General features: G+C 71.3%; 17 protein-coding genes. 11 read left to right on the top strand and 6 right to left on the bottom strand.

From position 1 onward, the window contains the following. Position 1: 1 nt before the first annotated feature. The 4 genes from ABZ880_RS40500 (at position 2) to ABZ880_RS40485 (ending at position 4,424) form a co-directional block, all read left to right on the top strand. On the top strand, positions 2-598 hold the full coding sequence (locus ABZ880_RS40500) for a hypothetical protein (protein ID WP_361274112.1): 597 nt from the start codon (positions 2-4) through the stop codon (positions 596-598). A gap of 198 nt (positions 599-796) precedes the next feature. After that, complete coding sequence (locus ABZ880_RS40495; protein WP_361274109.1) at positions 797-979, top strand: hypothetical protein; 183 nt, start codon at positions 797-799, stop codon at positions 977-979. A gap of 188 nt (positions 980-1,167) precedes the next feature. After that, a complete protein-coding gene (locus ABZ880_RS40490; protein ID WP_361274106.1) occupies positions 1,168-4,206 on the top strand; it encodes an AAA family ATPase in 3,039 nt (1,012 codons plus the stop codon). A gap of 26 nt (positions 4,207-4,232) precedes the next feature. Beyond that, positions 4,233-4,424 (top strand): DUF6191 domain-containing protein, encoded by a 192-nt coding sequence (locus ABZ880_RS40485; RefSeq protein ID WP_361274103.1) that lies wholly within the window; start codon positions 4,233-4,235, stop codon positions 4,422-4,424. 30 nt (positions 4,425-4,454) lie between these two features. On the opposite strand, the gene ABZ880_RS40480 is transcribed toward ABZ880_RS40485, so the two are convergent. Then, the gene (locus tag ABZ880_RS40480) at positions 4,455-5,612 is read right to left on the bottom strand and encodes a PQQ-dependent sugar dehydrogenase (protein ID WP_361274329.1); all 1,158 of its coding nucleotides are present in this window, start codon (positions 5,610-5,612) and stop codon (positions 4,455-4,457) included. A gap of 152 nt (positions 5,613-5,764) precedes the next feature. Continuing rightward, positions 5,765-6,760, bottom strand: coding sequence for an aldo/keto reductase (locus ABZ880_RS40475; protein WP_361274100.1), 996 nt, complete (start codon positions 6,758-6,760; stop codon positions 5,765-5,767). A 75-nt stretch (positions 6,761-6,835) separates the two neighbouring features. Here ABZ880_RS40475 and ABZ880_RS40470 point away from each other — a divergent pair, with 75 nt between their 5' ends. The 6 genes from ABZ880_RS40470 (at position 6,836) to serA (ending at position 16,821) form a co-directional block, all read left to right on the top strand. Next, positions 6,836-7,786 (top strand): 2-hydroxyacid dehydrogenase, encoded by a 951-nt coding sequence (locus ABZ880_RS40470; protein WP_361274097.1) that lies wholly within the window; start codon positions 6,836-6,838, stop codon positions 7,784-7,786. Positions 7,787-8,238: 452 nt separating this feature from the next. Further along, complete coding sequence (locus ABZ880_RS40465) at positions 8,239-11,244, top strand: EAL domain-containing protein (protein WP_361274094.1); 3,006 nt, start codon at positions 8,239-8,241, stop codon at positions 11,242-11,244. Between the two features lie 236 nt (positions 11,245-11,480). Further along, on the top strand, positions 11,481-13,334 hold the full coding sequence (locus ABZ880_RS40460) for an acetolactate synthase large subunit (protein WP_361274092.1): 1,854 nt from the start codon (positions 11,481-11,483) through the stop codon (positions 13,332-13,334). A gap of 22 nt (positions 13,335-13,356) precedes the next feature. Then, positions 13,357-13,881 (top strand): acetolactate synthase small subunit, encoded by a 525-nt coding sequence (gene ilvN / locus ABZ880_RS40455; RefSeq protein ID WP_361274090.1) that lies wholly within the window; start codon positions 13,357-13,359, stop codon positions 13,879-13,881. A gap of 118 nt (positions 13,882-13,999) precedes the next feature. After that, a complete protein-coding gene (gene ilvC / locus ABZ880_RS40450; RefSeq protein ID WP_361274087.1) occupies positions 14,000-14,998 on the top strand; it encodes a ketol-acid reductoisomerase in 999 nt (332 codons plus the stop codon). 233 nt (positions 14,999-15,231) lie between these two features. After that, entirely contained in the window at positions 15,232-16,821 is a 1,590-nt protein-coding gene (gene serA / locus ABZ880_RS40445; RefSeq protein WP_361274084.1) for a phosphoglycerate dehydrogenase, read from the top strand. 58 nt (positions 16,822-16,879) lie between these two features. Here the strand turns inward: serA and ABZ880_RS40440 are convergent, their stop codons facing one another. After that, complete coding sequence (locus ABZ880_RS40440) at positions 16,880-18,400, bottom strand: MFS transporter (protein WP_361274081.1); 1,521 nt, start codon at positions 18,398-18,400, stop codon at positions 16,880-16,882. 97 nt (positions 18,401-18,497) lie between these two features. On the opposite strand from ABZ880_RS40440, the gene ABZ880_RS40435 reads away from it, so the two are divergent. Next, the gene (locus tag ABZ880_RS40435) at positions 18,498-19,088 is read left to right on the top strand and encodes a TetR/AcrR family transcriptional regulator (RefSeq protein WP_361274078.1); all 591 of its coding nucleotides are present in this window, start codon (positions 18,498-18,500) and stop codon (positions 19,086-19,088) included. Here ABZ880_RS40435 and ABZ880_RS40430 read toward each other — a convergent pair. The 3 genes from ABZ880_RS40430 to ABZ880_RS40420 are packed head-to-tail and all read right to left on the bottom strand — an operon-like array spanning position 19,042 to position 22,428. Beyond that, a complete protein-coding gene (locus ABZ880_RS40430) occupies positions 19,042-19,755 on the bottom strand; it encodes a dipeptide/oligopeptide/nickel ABC transporter ATP-binding protein (protein ID WP_361274075.1) in 714 nt (237 codons plus the stop codon). The two genes, ABZ880_RS40435 and ABZ880_RS40430, sit on opposite strands and share 47 nt — an antisense overlap. After that, a complete protein-coding gene (locus ABZ880_RS40425) occupies positions 19,752-20,702 on the bottom strand; it encodes an ABC transporter ATP-binding protein (RefSeq protein WP_361274072.1) in 951 nt (316 codons plus the stop codon). The genes ABZ880_RS40430 and ABZ880_RS40425 overlap by 4 nt, the downstream gene beginning before the upstream one ends. Continuing rightward, positions 20,692-22,428 carry an ABC transporter permease subunit gene (locus ABZ880_RS40420; RefSeq protein ID WP_361274326.1) on the bottom strand — a complete coding sequence of 579 codons (1,737 nt, stop codon included), beginning with the start codon at positions 22,426-22,428 and terminating at the stop codon, positions 20,692-20,694. The genes ABZ880_RS40425 and ABZ880_RS40420 overlap by 11 nt, the downstream gene beginning before the upstream one ends. Between the last annotated feature and the right edge of the window lie 9 nt (positions 22,429-22,437).

The following is a 22,437-nucleotide window of genomic DNA, read 5'->3' as shown; positions in this document are numbered from 1 at the left end:
CATGGGAACCAAGACAGTTGACGAGACCGGTGCAGCGGCAGGCGCCGAGGCCACGACCGACGAGGAGAAGGTGGACGTCACCAAGGCCGACGAGGTGACCGAGACCGAGGCTGCGACCAAGGCGGACGACGCCGAGGCCGAGGCCGCCGAGGACGTGGTCGACGACGAAGCGCTTGCCCTCCCCGAGGACGAGGAGGCGAGCCCCTCCGGCGTGGGCCAGGGCGCGGGCGCCGTCGTCTCCGCCGCGCTCGGCCTCGTCTCGCTGACCGGCAGCTGGATCGGCACCGTCGCCGCCGCGCGCGAGACCCTCGTGGGCCAGCTGCAGACCTCGTCCACCGCGAGCGTCGCCAAGCAGGTCAAGGAGGTCTACGGCGATGCCTGGCAGACCAGCGCCCTGTGGGGCGGCCTGTTCGCGCTGCTCGCGCTGGTCGTGGGCGTCGTGGTGCTCGTCCGGCCCGCGTTCGGCGTCCCCGGGAAGCCGCAGGCCACGTGGATCAAGTCGGTCGCCTGGGGCGGTGTCGCGCTCGGCGTCATCGGCCTGCTCCTGGCCGTCCTGAAGTACACCGACGTCCTGCTCGGACTGCCGTCCACCAGCTGAATCACCGCAGGTCCTGAGGGGTCTTAGGACATCCGTAAGCACCTTACGGATGCTCCTGAGGCCCCTCCCGCACATCTAAGGCCCCCGGGGCGCCCGAAGATGCGGAACTCTCCCGATGTGACGCACCCCCCTTGGAGACGAAGGTTGAGGCATCGCAACGAGCGAAGCCGGAAAACCGCCTCTCACAAGGGACACGACATGTACGAGTACGAGATCTCCCAGATCCGTTCCGCCGAACTGATCCGCCGGGCCGAGAGCGAGCGGCTGGCCCGCGAGGCCCTCCGAGGCCGCCGCGCCGCCCGCCGTGAGGCCGCCCGCCACGCGGCCGAGGACGAATCCCATACCCCCCGTCTCCGTCGGCTGCGGTCCCGGGCCGCATGAACACGGGGGTCCGGGAGGACGGCCGCGCGGGGGAGGGCCGACCTCGGCAGGACCAGGACCGCAGGAGGAAGAACCCGCTCACGCCCTCACCGCACCTCCCCGCGGTGAGGGCAGCGGTGCGCCCGGGAGCCCTCCCGGGAAGCACCGGCCGGTCGAAAACCGGTGCCGCACTGTCGGACCCCCGTGCGATGCTCGGGCTCGTGGAGACCAGGTCCGTCAGTCCCGTGTTCGTCGGCCGCACCGAAGAGTTGGAGACGCTGAAGGACTCGCTCGCCCGCGCTGCCGCGGGCGAGCCGCAGGCGTTGCTCATCGGCGGGGAGGCCGGGGTCGGCAAGACCCGGCTCGTCGAGGAGTTCGCCACCGCGGCCTGCCGCGAGGGCGCCGTCGTCGCGCTCGGCGGCTGCGTCGAGATCGGCGCCGACGGCCTGCCCTTCGCCCCCTTCTCCACCGCCCTGCGCGCACTGCGCCGGGAACTGCCCGAGGAACTCGCCGCCGCGGCCGCCGGCCAGGAGGAGGAACTCACCCGGCTGCTGCCCGAGTTGGGCGAGTCCACCGGCGGACGGCACGACGAGGAGGGCATGGCCCGTCTCTTCGAACTCACCGCCCGGCTCCTGGAGCGTGTCGCCGCCGACCGCACCGTCGTCGTCGCCCTGGAGGACCTGCACTGGGCCGACGCCTCCACCCGTCACCTCCTCGCCTATCTCTTCCGCACCCTGCGCACCGGCCGCCTCGTCGTCCTCGCCACCTATCGCGCCGACGACATCCACCGCCGCCACCCGCTGCGCCCCCTGCTCGCCGAGCTCGACCGGCTGCGTACCGTCCGCCGCGTCGAACTCGCCCGCTTCAACCGCGAGGAGGTCGGCCGCCAGATCGCCGGCATCCTCGCCGCCGAACCGGACCCCATCCAGGTCGACGACATCTTCGAACGCTCCGACGGCAACGCCTTCTTCGTCGAGGAACTCGCCGTCTGCGCCACCGAGGGCTGCGGCACCGGCCTCACCGACTCCCTCCGCGACCTGCTCCTGGTCCGTGTCGAGGGCCTGCCCGAGAGCGCCCAGCGGGTCGCCCGGATAGTCGCCGAGGGCGGCTCAACCGTCGAGTACCGGCTGCTCGCCGCCGTCGCCCGGCTCGCCGAGGACGACCTCATCGAGGCCCTGCGGGCCGCCGTGAACGCCAACATCCTGCTTGCCGCACCCGCCGGCGACGGCTACCGCTTCCGCCACTCCCTGGTCCGCGAGGCCGTCAGCGACGACCTGCTGCCCGGCGAACGCTCCCGCCTCAACCGCCGCTACGCCGAGGCCCTGGAGGCCGACCCGACGCTCGTCCCCGCCGACGAGCGCGTCATGCGCCTTGCCAGCTACTGGTACCACGCCCACGACGCCGCCAAGTCCCTCCCCGCCGTCCTGGACGCCTCCGTCGAGGCCCGCTGCCGCCACGCCTACAGCGAGCAACTGCGGCTCCTGGAACGGGCGATGGAGCTGTGGGACACCGCCCCCGAGGACGTACGCGACCGACTGCGCCCCATCGACTTCACCGAGGTCTATCCACCCTGCGGCTGCGACCCGGCCACCACACCCCTGCGCTACCTCGACCTCATGGCCGAGGCGGCGGTGGCGGGCCGGCTGAGCGGCGAGCGCGAACGCGCCCTGAAGATCACGAAGCGGGCACTGCACCTCCTGGAGGACGAGGGCGATCCCCTGCGCGCCGCCTGGTTCTGGACGCAGCGCTCCATGCTGGTGCAGAGCCAGGGCCGTGGTGACGGCTGGAAGGAACTCGCCACCGCTCAGGAACTGGTTCGAGGCCTGCCGCCTTCGGAGGTGCACGCCGAGGTGCTGGCCGCCGTCGCCGGCTGGTCGATGCTGCGCGCACCCGGTCCGGACGCCTTCCACGCGGCCGAGCGTGCGGTGGAGTACGCACGCATGGTGGGTGCCCGGGAGACGGAGATGAACGCGCGTCTCACGCTCGGCGGCTTGATGGTCGACGCGGGTGACGCCGACGCGGGACTCGCGGCGATGTACGAGGTCAAGGAACGGGCGGTCGAGGACGGCATCGCCTATGTCGCGGGCCGCGCCTACGTCAACCTGCCGTCGGAGCTCGACTCGGTGGGGCGTTCACGCGAGGCGGTCCCGATCCTGGAGGAGGGGATCCTCTACACCCGGAGGTTCGGGCTGCTGAACTCCGAGGCCTGGGTGTGGGCCAACCTCTCCAACTCGCTCTACGCGCTCGGCCGCTGGGACGAGGCGGCCGAGGCCGCGGAGAACACACTGCGCTGGGGACGGAACGCCAAACCCCAGGGCACGGGCGCCATGTGCCTGGCCCAGGTCGCCCTGGGCCGCGGCGATGTGGCCGAGGCTGCCCGCCAACTGGACGGCGCCCACGGATACTTCGGTACTCACGACCCCATGCCTCAGCAGTCACTGCCCCTTTCCTGCCTCGCGATCGGCGTCGCCGCTGCCGAGGGCCGACTCCTCGACGCCCGCGCCGAACTCGCCCGCGTCCTCACCACTGACATCCCGCCCGGCACCCAGGACTACGGCTGGCCCCTGCTCCTCACCGCCGCCACGGCCGAGGCCGACGCCCGTGCCGTGCCCGCCGCGGCACAGGGCCGCGCCGAGGCGCTCGAACGCCTCCGCGAGGCCGCCAAGAAAACCACCACCAACGCTCCCATCTGGCACGCCCATGAGCAGTGGGTCCGCGCCGAACTCGCCCGCGTCGAGGGCCAGGACACCATCGACACCTGGTCGGACGTGGTCACCTCCTTCGAAGGCCTGGACCGCCCCTACGACCTCGCCCGCGTCCGCCACCGCCTGGCCGAGGTCCTTCTCGCCGCGGGCGGCGACGACGAGCGCGACCGCGCCACCGAACTGCTGCGCCTGGCCCATGCCGTGGCCGAACACCTCGGCGCCCGCCCGCTCGCCGACGCCGTCACTCTGCTCGCCCAGCGCGCCCGCCTCACCCTGAACCGCGTCCCGGAGCAGCGGCCCGCCGACCCCGCCGAGGCCCTCGGGCTCACCGGCCGGGAACGCGACGTCCTGCGCCTGGTCGCCGCCGGCCGCACCAACCGCCAGATCGCGGAGGAGCTCTTCATCTCCCCGAAGACGGCCAGCGTCCACGTCTCGAACATTCTGGCCAAGCTCGGCGTCTCAGGAAGGGGAGAGGCGGCGGCGGTGGCGCACCGGCTGGGTCTCTTCCCACCGGAGGACGTCGACCGGCTGGTCGCCGGATGACGGAGCAGCCATAGAGGGGGAGAGCGATGTTCAACGTCTTCGAGGAACTCTTCGCGCCCGGCCGCAAGCACACCCGCGACGAACAGAAACGGCTGGAACTGACCCGCGAGGACGTCGGGGACAACGACCCCGGGCGCGGGCCGATAGATCTGGCGTCCGGGAAGGTCGTCGTACGGCCGCCTCGGCGGGAGGACGAGACATCTCCCGCCGACGAGTGAGCCCCTGGCCGACCTGCGACGAGTGAGCCGCTAGCCGACCTGCAGCTCCAGTATTCGGTCGTCCCCGGACTTCGGGCTTCCCCGGCCGTCCGTGTTGCTCGTCGTCAGCCACAGCTTGTCGCCGCCGGCGGAGACCACGGTGCGCAGGCGGCCGTACTTGCCCTGCAGGAAGGACTGCGGGTCCGCCGAGGCCTCCGTGCCCTTCAGAGGGATGCGCCACAGGCGCTGGCCCTTCAGGCCGGCCATCCAGATGGAGCCCTCGGCGTAGGCGATGCCGCTGGGGGAGGCGTCGTCCGTGTGCCACTGGGCTATCGGGTTCTGGTACTCGGAGTCGGACGACCTGCCCTCGGCGTCCGGCCAGCCGTAGTTGGCGCCCGGCTTGATCGCGTTCAGCTCGTCCCAGGTGTCCTGGCCGAACTCCGAGGCGAACAGGCGCTGTTTGGAGTCCCAGGCCAGGCCCTGCACATTGCGGTGGCCGTAGGTGTACACCGGGGAGTTCGGGAACGGGTTGCCCGGGGCCGGTTCGCCCTCCGGGGTCAGGCGGAGGATCTTGCCGCCCAGGGACTTCTTGTCCTGGGCCAGGCCCCGGTTGCCGCTCTCGCCCGTGCCCGCGTACAGCATCTTGTCCGGGCCGAAGGCGATCCGGCCGCCGTTGTGGATATAGCCCTTGGGGATGCCCTTGAAGATCGTGTCGGGCGCGCCCAGCTGTTCGCCGGCCGGCTTCTTCGCGTCGTACAGCATGCGGACGATGCGGTTGTCGGAGGCCGAGGTGAAGTACGCGTAGATCATGTGGTCCGAGGCGTAGTCCGGGGAGAGCGCGATGCCGAGGAGGCCGCCCTCTCCGGCGGGCGAGACCCCGGACACCTTGCCCAGCTCGGTCTTCTTGCCGCTCTTCACGTCGACCTTGGTGATCGTCCCCTCGTCCCGGGAGGCGACGAGCAGGGCGCTGTCGTCGGGCAGCGGGGCCAGGCCCCACGGGGTGTTCAGGCCCGTGGTGACCGTCCGCAGCACCTTGACCGAGCCCTTGGCGGGCGGACCCTGCTCGGCCGCCTGCTGCGAGGGGGAGGACTGGGCCGTCGTGCTCCCCGAGGTCTTGCTGCCACCGTCGCCCGACGACCCTCCGCCACCTCCGTCGGAGGAACAGCCGGCCGTCAGCAGGAGCGCGGTCGCGGCCAGCACGGCCGACACAGCTCGTTGTCGCACGATCTTGGTCCCTTCGACGCGGCGGTCTCCTGCAGCGGGTGCTGCGTGCAGGTGCTACTTGTCTTACACCGCTCGCGCCTCACAGGTTCCCGATCAAGTGAGACCGAATCGGAGACACCCCGGCCACCCGCCCGGTTTCAGTCCCACGATCCCCGCGCTCCCGGCAGCTCCGCCACCTCGGCCAGGTCCTGTGCCGTCAGGCTCAGCCGGACCGACGCCGCGTTCTGCGCCACCCACCGCTCCTGCTTGGTCCCCGGCACCGGGACCACGTGCCGACCCTGCCCCAGCACCCACGCGAGCGCCACCTGGGCGGGCGTGACGTCACCGTGCCGGGCCGCGATCCGGCGCAGACCGGCCACGATCGGCTGGTTCGCGGCCATCATCTCCGCGGTGAAGCGGGGGTGGCGGGCGCGCACGTCGTCCGGTTCGAAGCCCTCGCCGGGGGTCAGCGTGCCGGTCAGGAAGCCGTTGCCCAGCGGCATCGCGGCCAGGAAGCCCACGTCGCGCGCCTCGCACCACGGCACCAGCGACTCCAGCGCCTCCGGCGACCACACCGACAGCTCGGCCTCGACCGCGCTCACCGGGAACACCTGCTGCACCCGCTGGAGTTGCTTGATCGTCGCGTCGTGCAGCCGCCCGCCGGACCGGCGGCCACCGCGGGCGCCGACAGCGCACAGCCCCAACGCCCGTACTTTTCCTGCCTGTACGAGCTCCGCCATCGCGCCCCACGTCTCCTCGACCGGGACCTCGGGGTCGGCGCGGTGCAGCTGGTACAGGTCGATCACGTCCGCCTGCAGGCGCCGCAGGGACGCGTCGCAGGCGCGCTTCACATAGCCGGGGCGGCCGTTGGCAACGATGTGCTGTTCACCCACCAGCAGCCCGACCTTCGTCGACACGAAGGCGTCCTCACGGCGCTCCTTCAGCACCCGCCCCACCAGCAGCTCGTTGGTGAACGGGCCGTACATGTCGGCCGTGTCCAGGAGCGTCGAGCCCAGGTCCAGCGCCCGGTGCACCGCCCTGAGCGACTCCTCGCCCCGCTGCCGCGACCCGCTGTACGCCCAGCTCATCGGCATGCACCCGAGTCCGACGGCCCCCACCGCGAGCGCCCTCGCGCCGATCGTCCTGCGCTCCACCTGCTCGTGACCCTCCCTCTGCCGAGCCCCCAACCTAACCTCTGCGCCCCCGGCGGCCTGACATAGCCTCCTGACATGACTGCTGACGTGTGGCTTCCCATCCCGCCGGACGAGATCGAGGGTCTGCCCGAGGGCCCGAACTACCGCTTCTGGAACGGCGAGGAGGACTTCCCCGCCGAGCCCGCCGACTGCGCCTACTACGTCGTCCCCTACATGAAGCCCGCCGAGGTCGCGGTGCGGCCCCTGTCCCGGATGAGCTCCGTGGAGGTCGTGCAGACACTGTCGGCCGGCATCGACAGCCTGGTGCCGGGGCTGAAGGACCTGCGGCCGGGCGTGCAGGTGTGCAACGCGCGCGGGGTGCACGAGGCGAGCACCGCGGAGCTCGCGCTCACGCTGATCCTGGCCTCGCTGCGCGGCGTTCCCGACTTCGTGCGGGCGCAGGAGCGCGGGGAGTGGCTCGGCGGGTTCCGGCCCGCACTGGCCGACAAGAACGTGCTCATCGTGGGGTACGGGTCGATCGGATCCGCCATCGAGGACCGGCTCGTTCCGTTCGAGGTCGCGCGGGTGGCGCGCGTCGCGCGCTCCGCACGCACCACGGAGCGCGGACCGGTGCACCCGCTCACCGACCTGCCCGCCCTGCTCCCCGAGGCGGACGTCGTCGTCCTGATCACGCCCCTGACCGAGACCACCCGTGGCCTGGCCGGCGCCGACTTCCTCGCGCGCATGAAGGACGGCGCGCTCCTCGTCAACGTCTCCCGCGGCCCCGTGGTCGACACCAAGGCGCTGCTCGCCGAGGTGGAGAGCGGACGTATCAGCGCCGCTCTGGACGTCACCGACCCCGAGCCGCTGCCCGCCGAACACCCCCTGTGGCGCGCCCCCGGCGTCCTCATCAGCCCCCATGTCGGCGGTCCCACGTCCGCGTTCCTGCCCCGTGCCAAGCGGCTGCTCGTGGACCAGTTGACCCGATTCGTGAACCAGGAGCCCTTGCGCAACGTGATCCTTACGACAGGCGCAACCGGCGCGTGACCCCGACGACTTGAGCGTCCGGCGCGCGATCCGCGTGACGGGCGCAACAGGCGCGCAATCCGTTTCCGGTACCCTCCGCAACCTTGCGGACGCGGTCCGTGCTCGCATCGCCGCTGGTCGTCACGGAGCGTAGAGGAACTATGTCCCTGAGTGACGAGACTGGTGTATCGTCCCGAGCAGGGGCTGCGCCGCGCACCGTTCGGCGCCGGGGATGAACATTTCAGACTGTGAGGGGGGCGACGGGCGATGCACGGCCTATGGGCGAGCGATCCGACGCGACGGGGCCGCCGGAGGCGACCCTGGCGTACGGCCGCGCGCAGACGCGGTCACCACGGCAGTCACGGCTGCCGTCACAACCATCACCACAGCAGGCACAGCAGCCGCCGGAGGCATGCGCACCCAGCGCACCGGGACCTGCGGGACCCGGGAGCGGCGCGGACCGGGAGGATCCGGTGAGCTCGCCGCTGCCTCCCACGACCACCCTCGACCGAGCGCTGCGCGCACGGCCCTCGCGGGGGCCGCTGCTGCCGCGCCCGCCGGCCTTCCGCGGCGGGTCGAGCCTGGTCCACCAACTCGTCCTGGCCCTGGTCTGCGCGGGATACGCCGTCGGTTCCGCGTTCGACTGGGGTTCGAGCGAAGTCGCGCTGATCATGGGTGACTTCGGGCTGAGCGCCGCGGCGGGCACCGCCGCCGTCTCGCTCTTCCTCTACGCCCGTAGCCGCCGTATCCGCTTTCGATCCGCCTGGCTGCTGTTCGCCCTCTCCTCGGCGATGGCGGCCCTCGGCAATGCGGTCTGGGGGTGGTACGAGGTCGTGCTGGGGCAGCCGGTGCCCACCCCGAGCTATGCCGACCTGTTCTTCCTGTGCTTCGCGCCGCCCGCCATCGTGGGACTCCTGGTGCTCGCCAAGCGGCCGATGACCAAGGCCGGCTGGGTCTGTCTGGCGCTGGACGCCTGGCTGATCGGCGGCTCGCTGCTCACGCTGTCGTGGAGCCTCGCACTCGCCCAGGCGGCCAAGTTCGACGGGCCGAGCGTCGCGCACACCGCGCTGTCGCTGGCCTACCCGCTGCTGGACATCGCCCTGGTCAGCATGGTGCTCGCACTGCACTTCCGGCGCTCGGCGGTGAACCGCACCGCGGTCAACACCGCCATCGGCGCACTGGCGCTGACGGTCATGTGCGACGCCCTGTTCACCTCACCGCTGCTGCACAACAACTACCACTCGGGCCAGTTGCTCGACGCGGGCTGGTTCGCCGGCTCCCTGCTCCTCGCGTACGCCCCCTGGGCCGCGCCCCGGCACGGCCGGCCGGCCGCGGAGGACGACGGGCACGCGCGCGTGGTGCACGAACACGTGCCCGGCCTCCGGGGCGGCACGCACCAGCACCATGCGACGCCCCAGGGAGGTGATCACAGCCGGTATCCGGCCGCCCGGCCGATCGCCGGCTCCCTGGCCGCGCTCACGCCCTATCTCGCCGCCGCCGTCTGCACGTTGGGAATCCTCTACAACGTCCTCAACGGCCGCAGCGTCGACCGAGTGGTGCTCCTGACCGGCGGCACGGTCGTGCTCGCCCTCGTGGTGCGCCAGGGCATCATGCTGCTCGACAACATCACCCTCACCCAGGAACTGGCGCAGAAGGAGAACCACTTCCGCTCCCTGGTGCAGGGCTCCAGCGACGTCATCATGATCGCCGCGCCCAACGGCATCCTCCGGTACGTCTCCCCGGCCGCCGCCGGGGTCTACGGACGCCCTGCCGAGGAGCTGGTGGGTACGGAACTGGCCAATCTCATCCACCCGGAGGACCTCGGCTGCGTGGTGCACGAGGTGCGCCGCTTCCTCGCCGCCAGCCCCCAGGAAGAACCCACCACCCGTATCGAATGCCGCTTCCGGTCCGGCGGCGGGGGAGGCTGGCTCAACGTCGAGTCCACCGTCAACCGCCACCACGGCGGCCTCATCTTCAACAGCCGGGACGTGACCGAAAGGGTGCGCCTGCAGGCCCAGCTGCAGCACAACGCCGAGCACGACCCGCTCACCGACCTGCCCAACCGCGCCCTGTTCACCAAGCGCGTCCAGCAGGCACTGTCCGGGCGCCGGGCCTCCGACCGGGGCGCGGCCCTGCGCGGCACGGCCGTCCTCTTCATCGACCTCGACGGCTTCAAGGCCGTCAACGACACGATCGGGCACCAGGCCGGGGACGAGCTGCTCGTCCAGGCCGCCCGCAGACTCCAGGACGCGGTACGGCAGGGCGACACCGCCTCCCGGCTCGGCGGAGACGAGTTCGCGGCCCTGATCGTCGGGGACGGCGCCCGTGACCGCTCCGCGCGCGAACGGCACATCCTGGAGCTCGCCGACCGCCTCAGGATCACGCTCTCGCAGCCGTACATGATCGACGGCAACGATGTCCGGGTGGCGGCCTCCATCGGTGTCGCCTTCGCCGAACCGGGCCTCGGTGCGGGCGAGTTGCTGCGCAACGCCGACCTCGCCATGTACCGCGCCAAGGCGTCCGGCAAGGGACGCGTCGAGCTGTACGCACCACAGATGCAGCAGGACGTCGTACGGAAGGCGGAGCTGGCCACGCGCCTGCGTGCCGCACTGCACGACGGCGAGTTCGCGCTGCTGCACCAGCCCGTGGTCTGCCTGGAGGACGGCCGGATCACGTCGGTCGAGGCCCAGGCGCGCTGGCGGTCCTCGCAGGGGGTGCTGTTCACGCCGGCCGAGTTCCTGCGGGTGGCCGAGGACAGCGACAGGACCGCCGAGCTGGGCCGCTGGATGCTGGAGGAGGCCGTCGAGCAGGCCGCCGAGCGCACCACGACGGGGCTGGCCGTGCCCGTGGCGGTCCGGATGAGCGCCCGGCGGCTGCTGGACCGGTCGATGCCGCTCGGCTCGATCGAGGCCCTGCTGACCCGGCACGGGCTGCCGTCCGGAGCGTTGGTGATCGAGCTGTCCGACGCCGACCCCAAGGTCTCCCTGGAGGAACTGGAGCGACGTCTGGGCGCCCTGCGCAGACTCGGCGTCCGCATCGCCCTGGACGGCTTCGGCAGCGGCTATGCGGCGATCACGGCGCTGCGACGGCTCCCCGTCGACGTACTGAAACTCGACCGCAGTCTGGTCGAGGGCGTCGTCGAGTCCGCGCGGCTGCACAAGATCACCAGCGGGCTGCTGAGGATCGCGACCGACCTCGGGCTGCAGTCCGTGGCCGACGGTGTGGATCTGCCGGAGCAGGTGGTCGCGTTGCGCGCGATGGGCTGCACGCACGGGCAGGGCATGGCGTTCTCCGGTCCGCTGGACGAGTACCGGCTGCGGCGGGCGCTCGGATCCGGCCATTATCCGGTGCCGCACGGTGCGATCGAGCCCGCGTTCGCGGGCGGCGGTGCAGGGGTGTACACAGGTGGTGTGCCCGCCGTATTGGGAGGCGGAAGTGCCCTGCGCTCACATAATGAGACTCCCGTCCCACCCACTTGACACGTGGTGCGCGTCGGGGGGAGGGTCAGTGCCATGCGCACCCGAATTCTCGTACTTGGAAAGCGCGTCGGCTGAGCTGGTGATGTCCGGACGGACCCGGAACTCCCAGCGACCACACCCGGCGCGCTCCCCTCGCTTGCCTTACGGCACGAGGGGTTTTTTGTTGCACAGGCACCAGTCGTGCAGCGCCTGAACACCGCACAAACCTCGCAAAAACCCTCAGCATCGAGAAGAGAATGCCGATGACCGAGCAGGCCACCGGGGCCCACCATCCGCAGCCGCGGCCCCGATCCGGAGGACAGCAGTCCGCGCCCGAGAGCGTCACGGGTGCGCAGTCCCTCATCCGTTCTCTCGAGGAGGTCGGGGCCGACACGGTATTCGGCATTCCCGGCGGTGCGATCCTTCCCGCGTACGACCCGCTGATGGACTCGACCCGGGTGCGCCACGTCCTGGTCCGTCACGAGCAGGGCGCGGGTCACGCGGCCACCGGCTACGCGCAGGCCACCGGCAAGGTCGGTGTCTGCATGGCGACCTCCGGACCGGGTGCGACCAACCTGGTCACGCCGATCGCGGACGCCCACATGGACTCGGTGCCGCTCGTGGCGATCACCGGGCAGGTGGCCTCCAAGGCGATCGGCACGGACGCCTTCCAGGAGGCGGACATCGTCGGCATCACCATGCCGATCACCAAGCACAACTTCCTGGTCACCAAGGCCGAGGACATCCCGCGGGTCATCGCGCAGGCGTTCCACATCGCCTCCACCGGCCGACCCGGCCCGGTCCTGGTCGACATCGCCAAGGACGCCCTCCAGGCGAAGACCACCTTCTCCTGGCCGCCGGTCATGGACCTGCCCGGCTACCGCCCGGTGACCAAGCCGCACGCCAAGCAGATCCGCGAGGCCGCGAAGCTCATCACCTCCGCCAAGCGGCCCGTCCTCTATGTCGGCGGCGGTGTCATCAAGGCACACGCCACCGCCGAGCTCAAGGTCCTCGCCGAGCTCACCGGAGCGCCCGTCACCACCACCCTGATGGCGCTCGGCGCATTCCCCGACAGCCACCCGCTGCACGTGGGAATGCCGGGCATGCACGGTGCGGTCACCGCCGTCACCGCGCTGCAGAAGGCCGACCTGATCGTCGCCCTCGGAGCCCGCTTCGACGACCGCGTCACCGGCAAGCTGGACAGCTTCGCCCCGTACGCCAAGATCGTCCACGCCGACATCGACCCGGCCGAGATCGGCAAGAACCGCGCCGCGGACGTGCCGATCGTCGGTGACGCCCGCGAGGTCATCGCCGACCTGATCCAGGCGGTGCAGAAGGAGCACAGCGAGGGCAACCAGGGCGACTACAGCGCCTGGTGGAAGGACCTGTCCCGCTGGCGCGAGACCTACCCGCTCGGCTACGACCAGCCCGAGGACGGCTCGCTGTCCCCGCAGCAGGTCATCGAGCGGATCGGCCAACTCGCCCCGGAGGGCACGATCTTCGCGGCGGGCGTCGGCCAGCACCAGATGTGGGCCGCGCACTTCATCGAGTACGACAAGCCCGCCACCTGGCTGAACTCCGGCGGCGCCGGGACGATGGGCTACGCCGTCCCCGCGGCCATGGGCGCCAAGGCCGGAGCCCCGGACCAGACGGTCTGGGCGATCGACGGCGACGGCTGCTTCCAGATGACCAACCAGGAGCTCACCACCTGCGCCCTGAACGGCATCCCGATCAAGGTCGCGGTCATCAACAACGGCGCGCTCGGCATGGTCCGCCAGTGGCAGACCCTGTTCTACAACCAGCGCTACTCCAACACCGTGCTGCACTCCGGCCCGAACGACGTCAACCCGGAGGCCAGGGGCACCCGCGTCCCCGACTTCGTGAAGCTGTCGGAGGCCATGGGCTGCCACGCGATCCGCTGCGAGTCCCCGGAGGACCTGGACAAGGTCATCGAGGAAGCGAACTCGATCAACGACCGCCCGGTCGTCGTCGACTTCATCGTCCACGAGGACGCGATGGTGTGGCCGATGGTCGCCGCCGGCACCTCCAACGACGAGATCATGGCCGCCCGGGACGTCCGCCCCGACTTCGGCGACAACGAAGACGACTGAGCGAGAGAGACGTAAAAAGACCATGTCCAAGCACACGCTCTCCGTCCTGGTGGAGAACACCCCCGGCATCCTGGCCCGGATCGCCGCCCTCTTCTCCCGCCGCGGCTTCAACATCGACTCGCTCGCGGTCGGCGTCACCGAGCACCCCGACATCTCCCGCATCACCATCGTCGTGGGCGTCGAGGACCTGCCGCTGGAGCAGGTGACGAAGCAGCTCAACAAGCTCGTCAACGTGCTGAAGATCGTCGAGCTGGAGCCCACCCAGGCCGTTCAGCGCGAACTCGTCCTGGTGAAGGTGCGCGCCGACAACGAGACGCGCTCCCAGATCGTCGAGATCGTCCAGCTGTTCCGCGCCAAGACCGTCGACGTCTCCCCGGAGGCCGTCACGATCGAGGCCACCGGCAGCAGCGAGAAGCTGTCGGCCATGCTGAAGATGCTCGAGCCGTACGGCATCAAGGAGCTCGTCCAGTCCGGCACGATCGCGATCGGCCGCGGCGCCCGCTCGATCACGGACCGTTCGCTGCGCGCCCTCGACCGGTCGGCATAGCGACGGATTCGGGCGGTCGGGTGACTCCGGCCGCCCGTATACCGAGACCGCGAAACTTCACTTCCGCCCGCCGTCATACGGTGGGACGCAACACCTGCACACAAGGAGAGAACCCAAAGTGGCCGAGCTGTTCTACGACGCCGACGCCGACCTGTCCATCATCCAGGGCCGCAAGGTCGCGGTCATCGGTTACGGCAGCCAGGGCCACGCCCACGCGCTGTCGCTCCGTGACTCGGGTGTCGACGTCCGTGTCGGTCTGCACGAGGGCTCCAAGTCCAAGGCGAAGGCCGAGGAGCAGGGCCTGCGCGTGGTGACGCCGTCCGAGGCCGCCGCCGAGGCCGACGTCATCATGATCCTGGTGCCGGACCCGATCCAGGCCCAGGTCTACGAGGAGTCCATCAAGGACAACCTCGAGGACGGCGACGCGCTGTTCTTCGGTCACGGCCTGAACATCCGCTTCGACTTCATCAAGCCGCCGGCGGGCGTCGACGTCTGCATGGTCGCCCCCAAGGGCCCGGGCCACCTCGTCCGTCGCCAGTACGAGGAGGGCCGCGGCGTTCCGTGTATCGCGGCCGTCGAGCAGGACGCGACGGGCAACGCCTTCGCGCTCGCGCTGTCGTACGCCAAGGGCATCGGCGGCACCCGCGCCGGCGTCATCAAGACGACCTTCACCGAGGAGACCGAGACCGACCTGTTCGGTGAGCAGGCCGTTCTCTGCGGTGGCACGGCCGCCCTGGTCAAGGCCGGTTTCGAGACGCTGACCGAGGCCGGCTACCAGCCGGAGATCGCGTACTTCGAGTGCCTGCACGAGCTGAAGCTGATCGTGGACCTCATGTACGAGGGCGGTCTGGAGAAGATGCGCTGGAGCGTGTCGGAGACCGCCGAGTGGGGCGACTACGTCACCGGCCCGCGCATCATCACCGACGCCACCAAGGCCGAGATGAAGAAGGTCCTCGCCGAGATCCAGGACGGCACCTTCGCCCGTGAGTGGATGGCCGAGTACCACGGCGGTCTGAAGAAGTACAACGAGTACAAGCAGAAGGACGCCGAGTCCCTGCTGGAGACCACCGGCAAGCAGCTGCGCAAGCTGATGAGCTGGGTCGACGAGGAGGCGTAAAGCCTCATGGCCACGGGGCCGGAGCGGACCGCTCCGGCCCCGTTGTCCAGTCCGTCCACTCACGGACGGGTGATCCTTCCGCAGAGGCGCAGGACGACCATCGCCGCGCCACTACACTGCCGTAGTACATACGCGTCAGGCCCACAGCGTCGTGCGTCTCCAACGCGGCTAGCAAACCTCCACCGCCTGCGGCCGTCGGGACGGCCGTCCGCATTGGACTTGTGAGGACTCACGTGAGCTCGAAACCCGTCGTACTCATCGCTGAAGAGCTGTCGCCCGCGACCGTGGACGCGCTTGGCCCCGACTTCGAGATCCGGCACTGCAACGGAGCGGACCGAGCCGAACTGCTCCCTGCCATCGCCGATGTCGACGCGATCCTGGTCCGCTCGGCCACCAAGGTCGACGCCGAGGCGATCGCCGCCGCGGGCAGGCTGAAGGTCGTCGCACGAGCCGGCGTCGGCCTGGACAACGTGGACGTCTCCGCCGCCACCAAGGCCGGCGTGATGGTCGTCAACGCCCCCACCTCGAACATCGTGACCGCCGCCGAGCTGGCCTGCGGTCTGCTCATCGCCACCGCCCGGCACATCCCGCAGGCCAACGCCGCGCTGAAGAACGGCGAGTGGAAGCGCAGCAAGTACACGGGTGTCGAGCTCGCCGAGAAGACCCTCGGTGTCGTCGGCCTCGGCCGCATCGGTGCGCTGGTCGCTCAGCGCATGTCCGCCTTCGGGATGAAGGTCGTCGCCTACGACCCCTACATCCAGCCCGCGCGCGCCGCGCAGATGGGCGTCAAGGTGCTGTCGCTGGACGAGCTGCTCGAGGTCGCCGACTTCATCACCGTCCACCTCCCGAAGACTCCCGAGACCCTCGGCCTCATCGGCGACGAGGCGCTGCGCAAGGTCAAGCCGAGCGTGCGCATCGTCAACGCCGCGCGCGGCGGGATCGTCGACGAGGAGGCGCTGTACTCGGCGCTGAAGGAGGGCCGGGTCGCCGGTGCCGGTCTGGACGTGTACGCCAAGGAGCCGTGCACGGACTCGCCGCTGTTCGAGTTCGACCAGGTCGTGTCCACCCCGCACCTCGGCGCCTCCACCGACGAGGCGCAGGAGAAGGCCGGTATCGCCGTCGCCCGCTCGGTGCGGCTCGCCCTCGCCGGTGAGCTCGTGCCCGACGCGGTGAACGTCCAGGGCGGCGTCATCGCCGAGGACGTCAAGCCGGGTCTGCCCCTCGCCGAGCGCCTCGGCCGCATCTTCACCGCGCTCGCGGGCGAGGTCGCGGTCCGCCTCGACGTCGAGGTGTACGGCGAGATCACCCAGCACGACGTGAAGGTGCTGGAGCTCAGCGCCCTCAAGGGTGTCTTCGAGGACGTCGTCGACGAGACGGTCTCCTACGTCAACGCGCCGCTGTTCGCGCAGGAGCGCGGCGTCGAGGTGCGGCTGACGACCAGCTCGGAGTCGGCCGACCACCGCAACGTCGTCACCGTGCGCGGCACGCTGGGCAACGGCGAGGAGGTGTCGGTGTCCGGCACGCTGGCCGGGCCGAAGCACCTGCAGAAGATCGTCGCCGTGGGTGAGTACGACGTGGACCTCGCGCTCGCCGACCACATGGTGGTGCTGCGGTACGAGGACCGTCCCGGTGTCGTGGGTACGGTGGGCCGGATCTTCGGTGAGGCCGGGATCAACATCGCCGGTATGCAGGTCTCGCGGGCCGTTGCCGGTGGCGAGGCGCTTGCCGTGCTGACCGTTGACGACACGGTGCCCGCCGGGGTGCTGACCGAGGTCGAGGCCGAGATCGGGGCCACGTTCGCCCGCTCGGTGAACCTGGTCTGACAGATCAAAAAGGGCGGCCGAGCTGACGTGAGTCAGCTCGGCCGCCCTTTGCTCTCCCCTACTTGTCGGCCACGTGGATCCCCCGCAGGGCCCTCGCCGCCAGCGCCGCCGCCCCGACCAGCAGCACCGTGCCGGCGATCGCCGCGCCCTGCATCCCGCTCGTGAACGCCTCGCGGGCCGTCGTCGCCAGGGCGTCTCCCGCGCGCCCCGGGAGGTGCGAGGCCACCGCCAGTGCGCCGCCCAGTGTTTCGTGGGCCGGAGCGGGGGCTGTGCCCGGAATCTCGTGGCGGTAGACCGCCGTACCGATGGAGCCGAGGATCGCCATTCCGAGCGCGCCGCCGAACTCCGCGCCCGTCTCCATCAGGGAGGAGGCCGAGCCGGCCCGTTCCACCGGGGCGCTGCTCATCGCCAGGTCCGTGATCTGGGAGATGACCATGACGATGCCGGAGGCGAGGACACCGCACGCGGTCAGGACCAGCCAGAGGGAGTCCGTGTCCGCGAGGGCCAGCAGCGCGTAGCCGGCCGCGCCGATCGCGAAGCCCGCGGTGACCACGTAGGCGCGGTTGACGCCCTTCTGGACCAGGGCCGTCGCCAGCGGGGCCGCCATGCCGATCGGCACCGAGGGGAGCAGCGCCCACAGGGCCGCCTCCATCGCGCTCTTGTCGAGCACCGACTGCAGGTACTGCGTGGTGAAGAACGCCGAGCCCATCATGGCGAACGAGGCGATGAGGTTGAGGACGACGGAGGGGGCGAAGCCGCGGCCGCGGAACAGGGCCGGCGAGATCATCGGGGAGGCCGCGGTGCGCTGGCGGTGGACGAAGGCGGTCGCGAAGAGCAGGCCGACGGTGATCGAGACGACGTACTCGGCGTGCCAGCCCTCCGACGGGATCTCCTTCAGGCCGTAGATCACCGGGAGCACCGCGGCCATGGACAGGGGGACGCTCAGCCAGTCGAAGCGGCCGGGGTTCGGGTCCTTCGACTCGGGCAGCAGGAACGGGCCGAGGACCAGCAGCAGTGCCATCGCGGGCAGGTTGACCAGGAAGACGGAGCCCCACCAGAAGTACTGGACGAGGACGCCGCTCATCACCGAGCCGAGCGCGATGCCGGCCGTCATCACGCCGGACCACAGGCCGATCGCCTTCGCGCGCTGGCCCGGGTCCGTGAACATCGTGCGGATCAGCGCCATCGTCGACGGCATCAGGGTCGCGCCGCCGATGCCGAGCACCGCGCGGGCCGCGATCAGGGTCTCGGCGCTGTTCGCGTACGCCGCGATCAGTGAGGCGGTGCCGAAGGCGGCGGCGCCGATCAGCAGGAGCCTGCGGCGGCCGATGCGATCGCCCAGCGAGCCCATCGTCATCAGCAGGCCGGCCAGGACGAAGGCGTAGATGTCGAAGATCCAGAGCTGCTGGGTGCCGCTCGGCTCCAGGTCCGCGCTGATCGCCGGGATCGCGAAGTAGAGGACCGAGACATCCATCGAGACCAGCAGCAGCGGGAGCATCAACACGCCCAGTGCGGTCCATTCGCGGCGGCCGGCGAGCCCGCCGACCGGGGTTGTGGTGGTGCTCGTCGAGTTCGTCATGCCAGGGACTGTACGGGCGTCTTAAACGCTTGTCTAGAACGTTTGTGTAAGTCATGCGTCTAGGACGGTTGTATGGATCGGGGGTAGGGTGGTGGGCATGGGACATCGTGAGGATCTGCTCGAAGGCGCCAAGCGCTGCCTGTTGGGGAAGGGGTTCGTGCGCACCACGGCGCGCGACATCGTCAAGGAGTCGGGGACCAATCTCGCGTCGATCGGCTACCACTACGGGTCGAAGGACGCACTGCTGGTGCAGGCGTACGTCTCGCTGATCGAGGGCCTCGGCGACAGCTTCGACCCCGGCTGGGGCGTGGGCGGTGAGGCCGACTCGGCGCCGGGGTCGCTGGAGCGTTTCCAGGAGGTGTGGGCGAACATCATCCGCTCGCTGCCCGAGGCGCGGGCCGTCTGGATGCTGAGTCTGGAGGTCATCATCCACGCGGACCGGCTGCAGGAGGTGCGCAAGCTGCTCGCCGCCGCGCAGGAGCAGGGCCGCTCGGGGATCGTGCCGATGTTCAACGGCGTCCCGGAGGCCGAGCTCGACAAGGAGACCGTCGACTCGGAGGGCCGCTTCTACCAGACCATCCTCAACGGCCTCATGGTGCAGTGGCTCTTCGATCCGGACACGGCGACGGACGCGGAGCAGCTCACCGAGGGGCTGCGGCGGGTGATCGCGGGGGCGCAGAAGGGCTGATGCCGCCGTCCCGCATCTCGAGGACGCGGTCAGCGAAGTGCCGTACCACCGCCCGGTCGTGGCAGATGAACAGGTACCCGAGGCCGAGCTCGTCCTGGAGGTCGGCCAGCAGGTTCAGCACGCCGGCCCGGACCGACGGGTCCAGGGCGGACACCGGTTCGTCCAGCACCAGCAGGCGCGGGTCGGAGGCCAACGCCCGGGCGATTCCCGCGCGTTGGCACTGGCCGCCGGAGAGCTCGTGCGGCCGGCGGTCTCCGTACGACGGGTCCAGGCCGACCCGGTCGAGGAGTCCGGCTACCCGGGCCGGGCCGTCGGTGGCGTTCCAGCGGCCCTGGACCTTCAGGGGTTCCGCCACCGCGTCGCGGATGCGGTGACGGGGGCTGAGGGAGCCGTAGGGGTCCTGGAAGACCGGCTGCATACGGGGGCGGAGCGGGCGGAGCTCCCGTTCGGGGAGTCTCGTCAACTCCCGGCCCTCGAAGTGGACTTCGCCCGCGTCCGGGCGGCGCAGCTGGAGCACCGCCAGTGCGGTGGACGACTTGCCGCAGCCGGACGGGCCGTTCAGGGCGAGGGTCTCACCGGGGGCGAGGGAGAAGGACACGTGGTCCACGGCGGTCACCGTGCCGTGGCGGACGACGAGGTCGCGGACGTCGAGAAGGGGTGTGCTCACGCTTCCTCCCGGTGATGGCAGGCGACCAGGCGGCCGCCCACTCGCTGCGGCTCCGGCTCCTCGTGGCGGCAGAGGTCCGTCGCGAGAGTGCAGCGCGGGGCGAAGGCGCAGCCCGGCGGGAGCGCGTCCGGGGCGGGGGGCGTGCTGGGGAGGGCGGGGAGGCGGCGGCCCCGGGCGTTCCAGGGCAGGGAGGCCAGCAGGCCCGCGGTGTACGGGGCGAGGGGTCGGGTCAACACGTGTTCCGCGGGGCCGAGTTCGGTCAGGCGTCCGGCGTACATGACCAGTACGCGGTTCGCGTGGCGCCGTACGGCGTCGAGGTCGTGCGTGACCAGGACGAGCGCCGCGCCGACGGCCTGGCGCTGCTCGGCGAGAACCGTCAGGACCTGGTCCCGGCGTTCCTCGTCGAGGGCGGTGGTCGGCTCGTCGGCGACCAGGACGTCCGGTTCGTTGATCGTCGCCATGGCGATCACCGCACGTTGCCGCATGCCGCCGGAGTACTCGTGCGGGTGGGCGCGTGCCTTGCGTACGGCGTCGGGGATGCCGACACGTTCGAGCGCGGCGACGGCCCGGGTCCGGGCCTCCCTGCGGGGGACGTGGCCCACCGACCGTACGGCGGCGGCGAGTTGGTCGCCGACGGGGTGGACGGGGGAGAGGGCGGAGAGGGCGTCCTGGGGGACGAGGGCGATACGGCGGCCGCGCTGGGCGGCGAGATCCGTGGAGCCCAGGAGCCGGATGCTCCCGCCGGTGGTCGCGCCCCGCGGCACCATCCCCAGCAGCGCTCGCGCGGTGAGGGACTTGCCGGCGCCCGACTCGCCGACGATCGCCAGGACTTCGCCGGGGCGGACGTCGAAGGACAGGCCGCGTACGGCCTCGATGCCGTCGAACGCGATGCGCAGACCACGGACGGAGAGCAGCGGCTCCGCAGCCGCCGGTTCTTCAGACTCCAACGGGGGTCTCCTTCTTCGTGACCGTGACGCGGGAGCCACGCCGTCCCTGTGCGTATGCCGCCCCCGACACCGCCAGTCCGGCCAGCAGGGCCAGCGCCACCGCGGGGGCGAGGGCCGCCCACGCGGCCCGTTCCACGTAGGCGCGGGACTCGTCGAGCAGCAGTCCCCACTCGGGGGCGGGCGGCTGGGCGCCGAGGCCCAGGAAACCGAGGGAGGCGAGCGCGAGCGCGATGCCGGGCAGGCGGAGCAGGGCGTGGCGGGCGACCGGCGCGGCGACGGACGGCAGGACGTGCCTGGTCAGAATCCACAACGGCGTTGCGCCGATGGCCCGTTGAGCGGTCAGGAAGGACGACGCACGCACCTCCTGCACCAGCGCCGCCGCATGCGCGGCCAGTGGCGGCCAGGAGATCAGAGCGACCGCGAGGGCAGCGCCGCCGGTGCCGGGGCCGGCGGCCGCCGCGACCAGGATGCCGACGATCACCGGGGGCAGCGCGTTGGCGATGTCGGCCGCGCCCGCCGCGACGCCCGGCAGGAAACCGAGCGCCAGGGCGAGCAGCAGACTCAGCAGGCATACGGCGGCTGCCGTGCCGACCGTCGGGGCGGCCCCGTGCCCGAGCCGGGCGAGGACGTCGCGGCCGAGGCCGTCGGTGCCGAGGGGGTGGGACCAGGAGGGGGCTGCCAGCCTGGCCGTGGTGTGTACGGCGTACGGGTCGCGCAGCAGGCCCCAGCCGATCGCCACGGCGAGTGCCGTGAACAGGGTCAACGGAATCGCCGGGTGTGTACGGACCGGACGCGTCGGCGGCAGGTTGAGCGAGGCGTCACGCAGCGCCGGTCCCAGCAGCCGACGCCGTGTGAACGCGGCCGCCGCGCCCGTGACCAGCCCGAGCAGCAGCAGCGCGAGCACCGCACCCTGCAGCAGCGGCAGGTCCTGCGACTTGGCCGCGCCCAGCGCCGTACGCCCGATGCCGGGCACGGCGAAGACGGTCTCCACCGCCACCGCGCCACCGGTCAGGCCGACGGACACCATCCCGAACTGCGGGACCAGCGGCGGCAGTACGCGTCGAAGCGCGGCACCCGAGACACGCGCCCGGCTCACCCCCGCACCCCGCCACAGCTCCACCCACCGCTCGTCCAGCACGGCCGGCAGCGCATCCGCGACCAGCCGGCCGAGCAGCCCGCCCGCCGGGATGCCGAGCGCGAGGGCGGGCAGCACCAGGTACTCGGGCCCCTGCCAGCCCGACGTCGGCAGCAGGCGCAGCCACACCCCGCACACCAGCAAAGCCACGGTGGCCAGCAGGAATTCGGGTACGGCGGCGAGCATCGCGGCCCATGCCCCGGCCGAGGCCCGCCCCCGTACCAGCACCGGCGCCACCAGCGCGCACGCCAGCGGCACCGCCACACCGAAGGCCGCGCCCATCAGCGCCAGCGACACCTGGAGCCCGGCGACGACGGACGGCAGGACGTCGGTGCCCGACACCCAGGAGGTGCCGAGTTCGCCGTGCAGCAGGTCGCCGGCCCAACTCCCCAACAGAGAAAGGGGACCCGCGCCCAGGCCGAGGTCGTGCCGGATCGCGTCCAGGGCCTCCTTCGTGGGCTCCTGCTCGGCGGAGCGGGCGCGCAGGACCGTGAGCGCGGGGTCCTTGCCGGAGAGCCAGGGCAGGAGGCCCACCACGGCCACGACGGCGACGAGACAGAGGGCGCGGGTCAGCCCGGCCGAGGTGGGCAACCCCCTTCT

It is taken from the genome of Streptomyces sp. NPDC047043, from assembly GCF_040644055.1.
In the GTDB taxonomy this organism is placed as follows: Bacteria; Actinomycetota; Actinomycetes; order Streptomycetales; family Streptomycetaceae; genus Streptomyces.
This window is presented reverse-complemented; position numbering and strand designations above follow the sequence as displayed.

What these genes read in the sequence shown, in the direction of transcription:
- ABZ880_RS40500 (WP_361274112.1), top strand. Translation starts at nt 2, where the DNA reads ATGGGAACCAAGACAGTTGACGAGACCGGTGCAGCGGCAGGCGCCGAG.
- ABZ880_RS40495 (WP_361274109.1), top strand. Translation starts at nt 797, where the DNA reads ATGTACGAGTACGAGATCTCCCAGATCCGTTCCGCCGAACTGATCCGC.
- ABZ880_RS40490 (WP_361274106.1), top strand. Translation starts at nt 1,168, where the DNA reads ATGCTCGGGCTCGTGGAGACCAGGTCCGTCAGTCCCGTGTTCGTCGGC.
- ABZ880_RS40485 (WP_361274103.1), top strand. Translation starts at nt 4,233, where the DNA reads ATGTTCAACGTCTTCGAGGAACTCTTCGCGCCCGGCCGCAAGCACACC.
- ABZ880_RS40470 (WP_361274097.1), top strand. Translation starts at nt 6,836, where the DNA reads ATGACTGCTGACGTGTGGCTTCCCATCCCGCCGGACGAGATCGAGGGT.
- ABZ880_RS40460 (WP_361274092.1), top strand. Translation starts at nt 11,481, where the DNA reads ATGCCGATGACCGAGCAGGCCACCGGGGCCCACCATCCGCAGCCGCGG.
- ilvN (WP_361274090.1), top strand. Translation starts at nt 13,357, where the DNA reads ATGTCCAAGCACACGCTCTCCGTCCTGGTGGAGAACACCCCCGGCATC.
- ABZ880_RS40440 (WP_361274081.1), bottom strand. Translation starts at nt 18,400, where the DNA reads ATGACGAACTCGACGAGCACCACCACAACCCCGGTCGGCGGGCTCGCC.
- ABZ880_RS40435 (WP_361274078.1), top strand. Translation starts at nt 18,498, where the DNA reads ATGGGACATCGTGAGGATCTGCTCGAAGGCGCCAAGCGCTGCCTGTTG.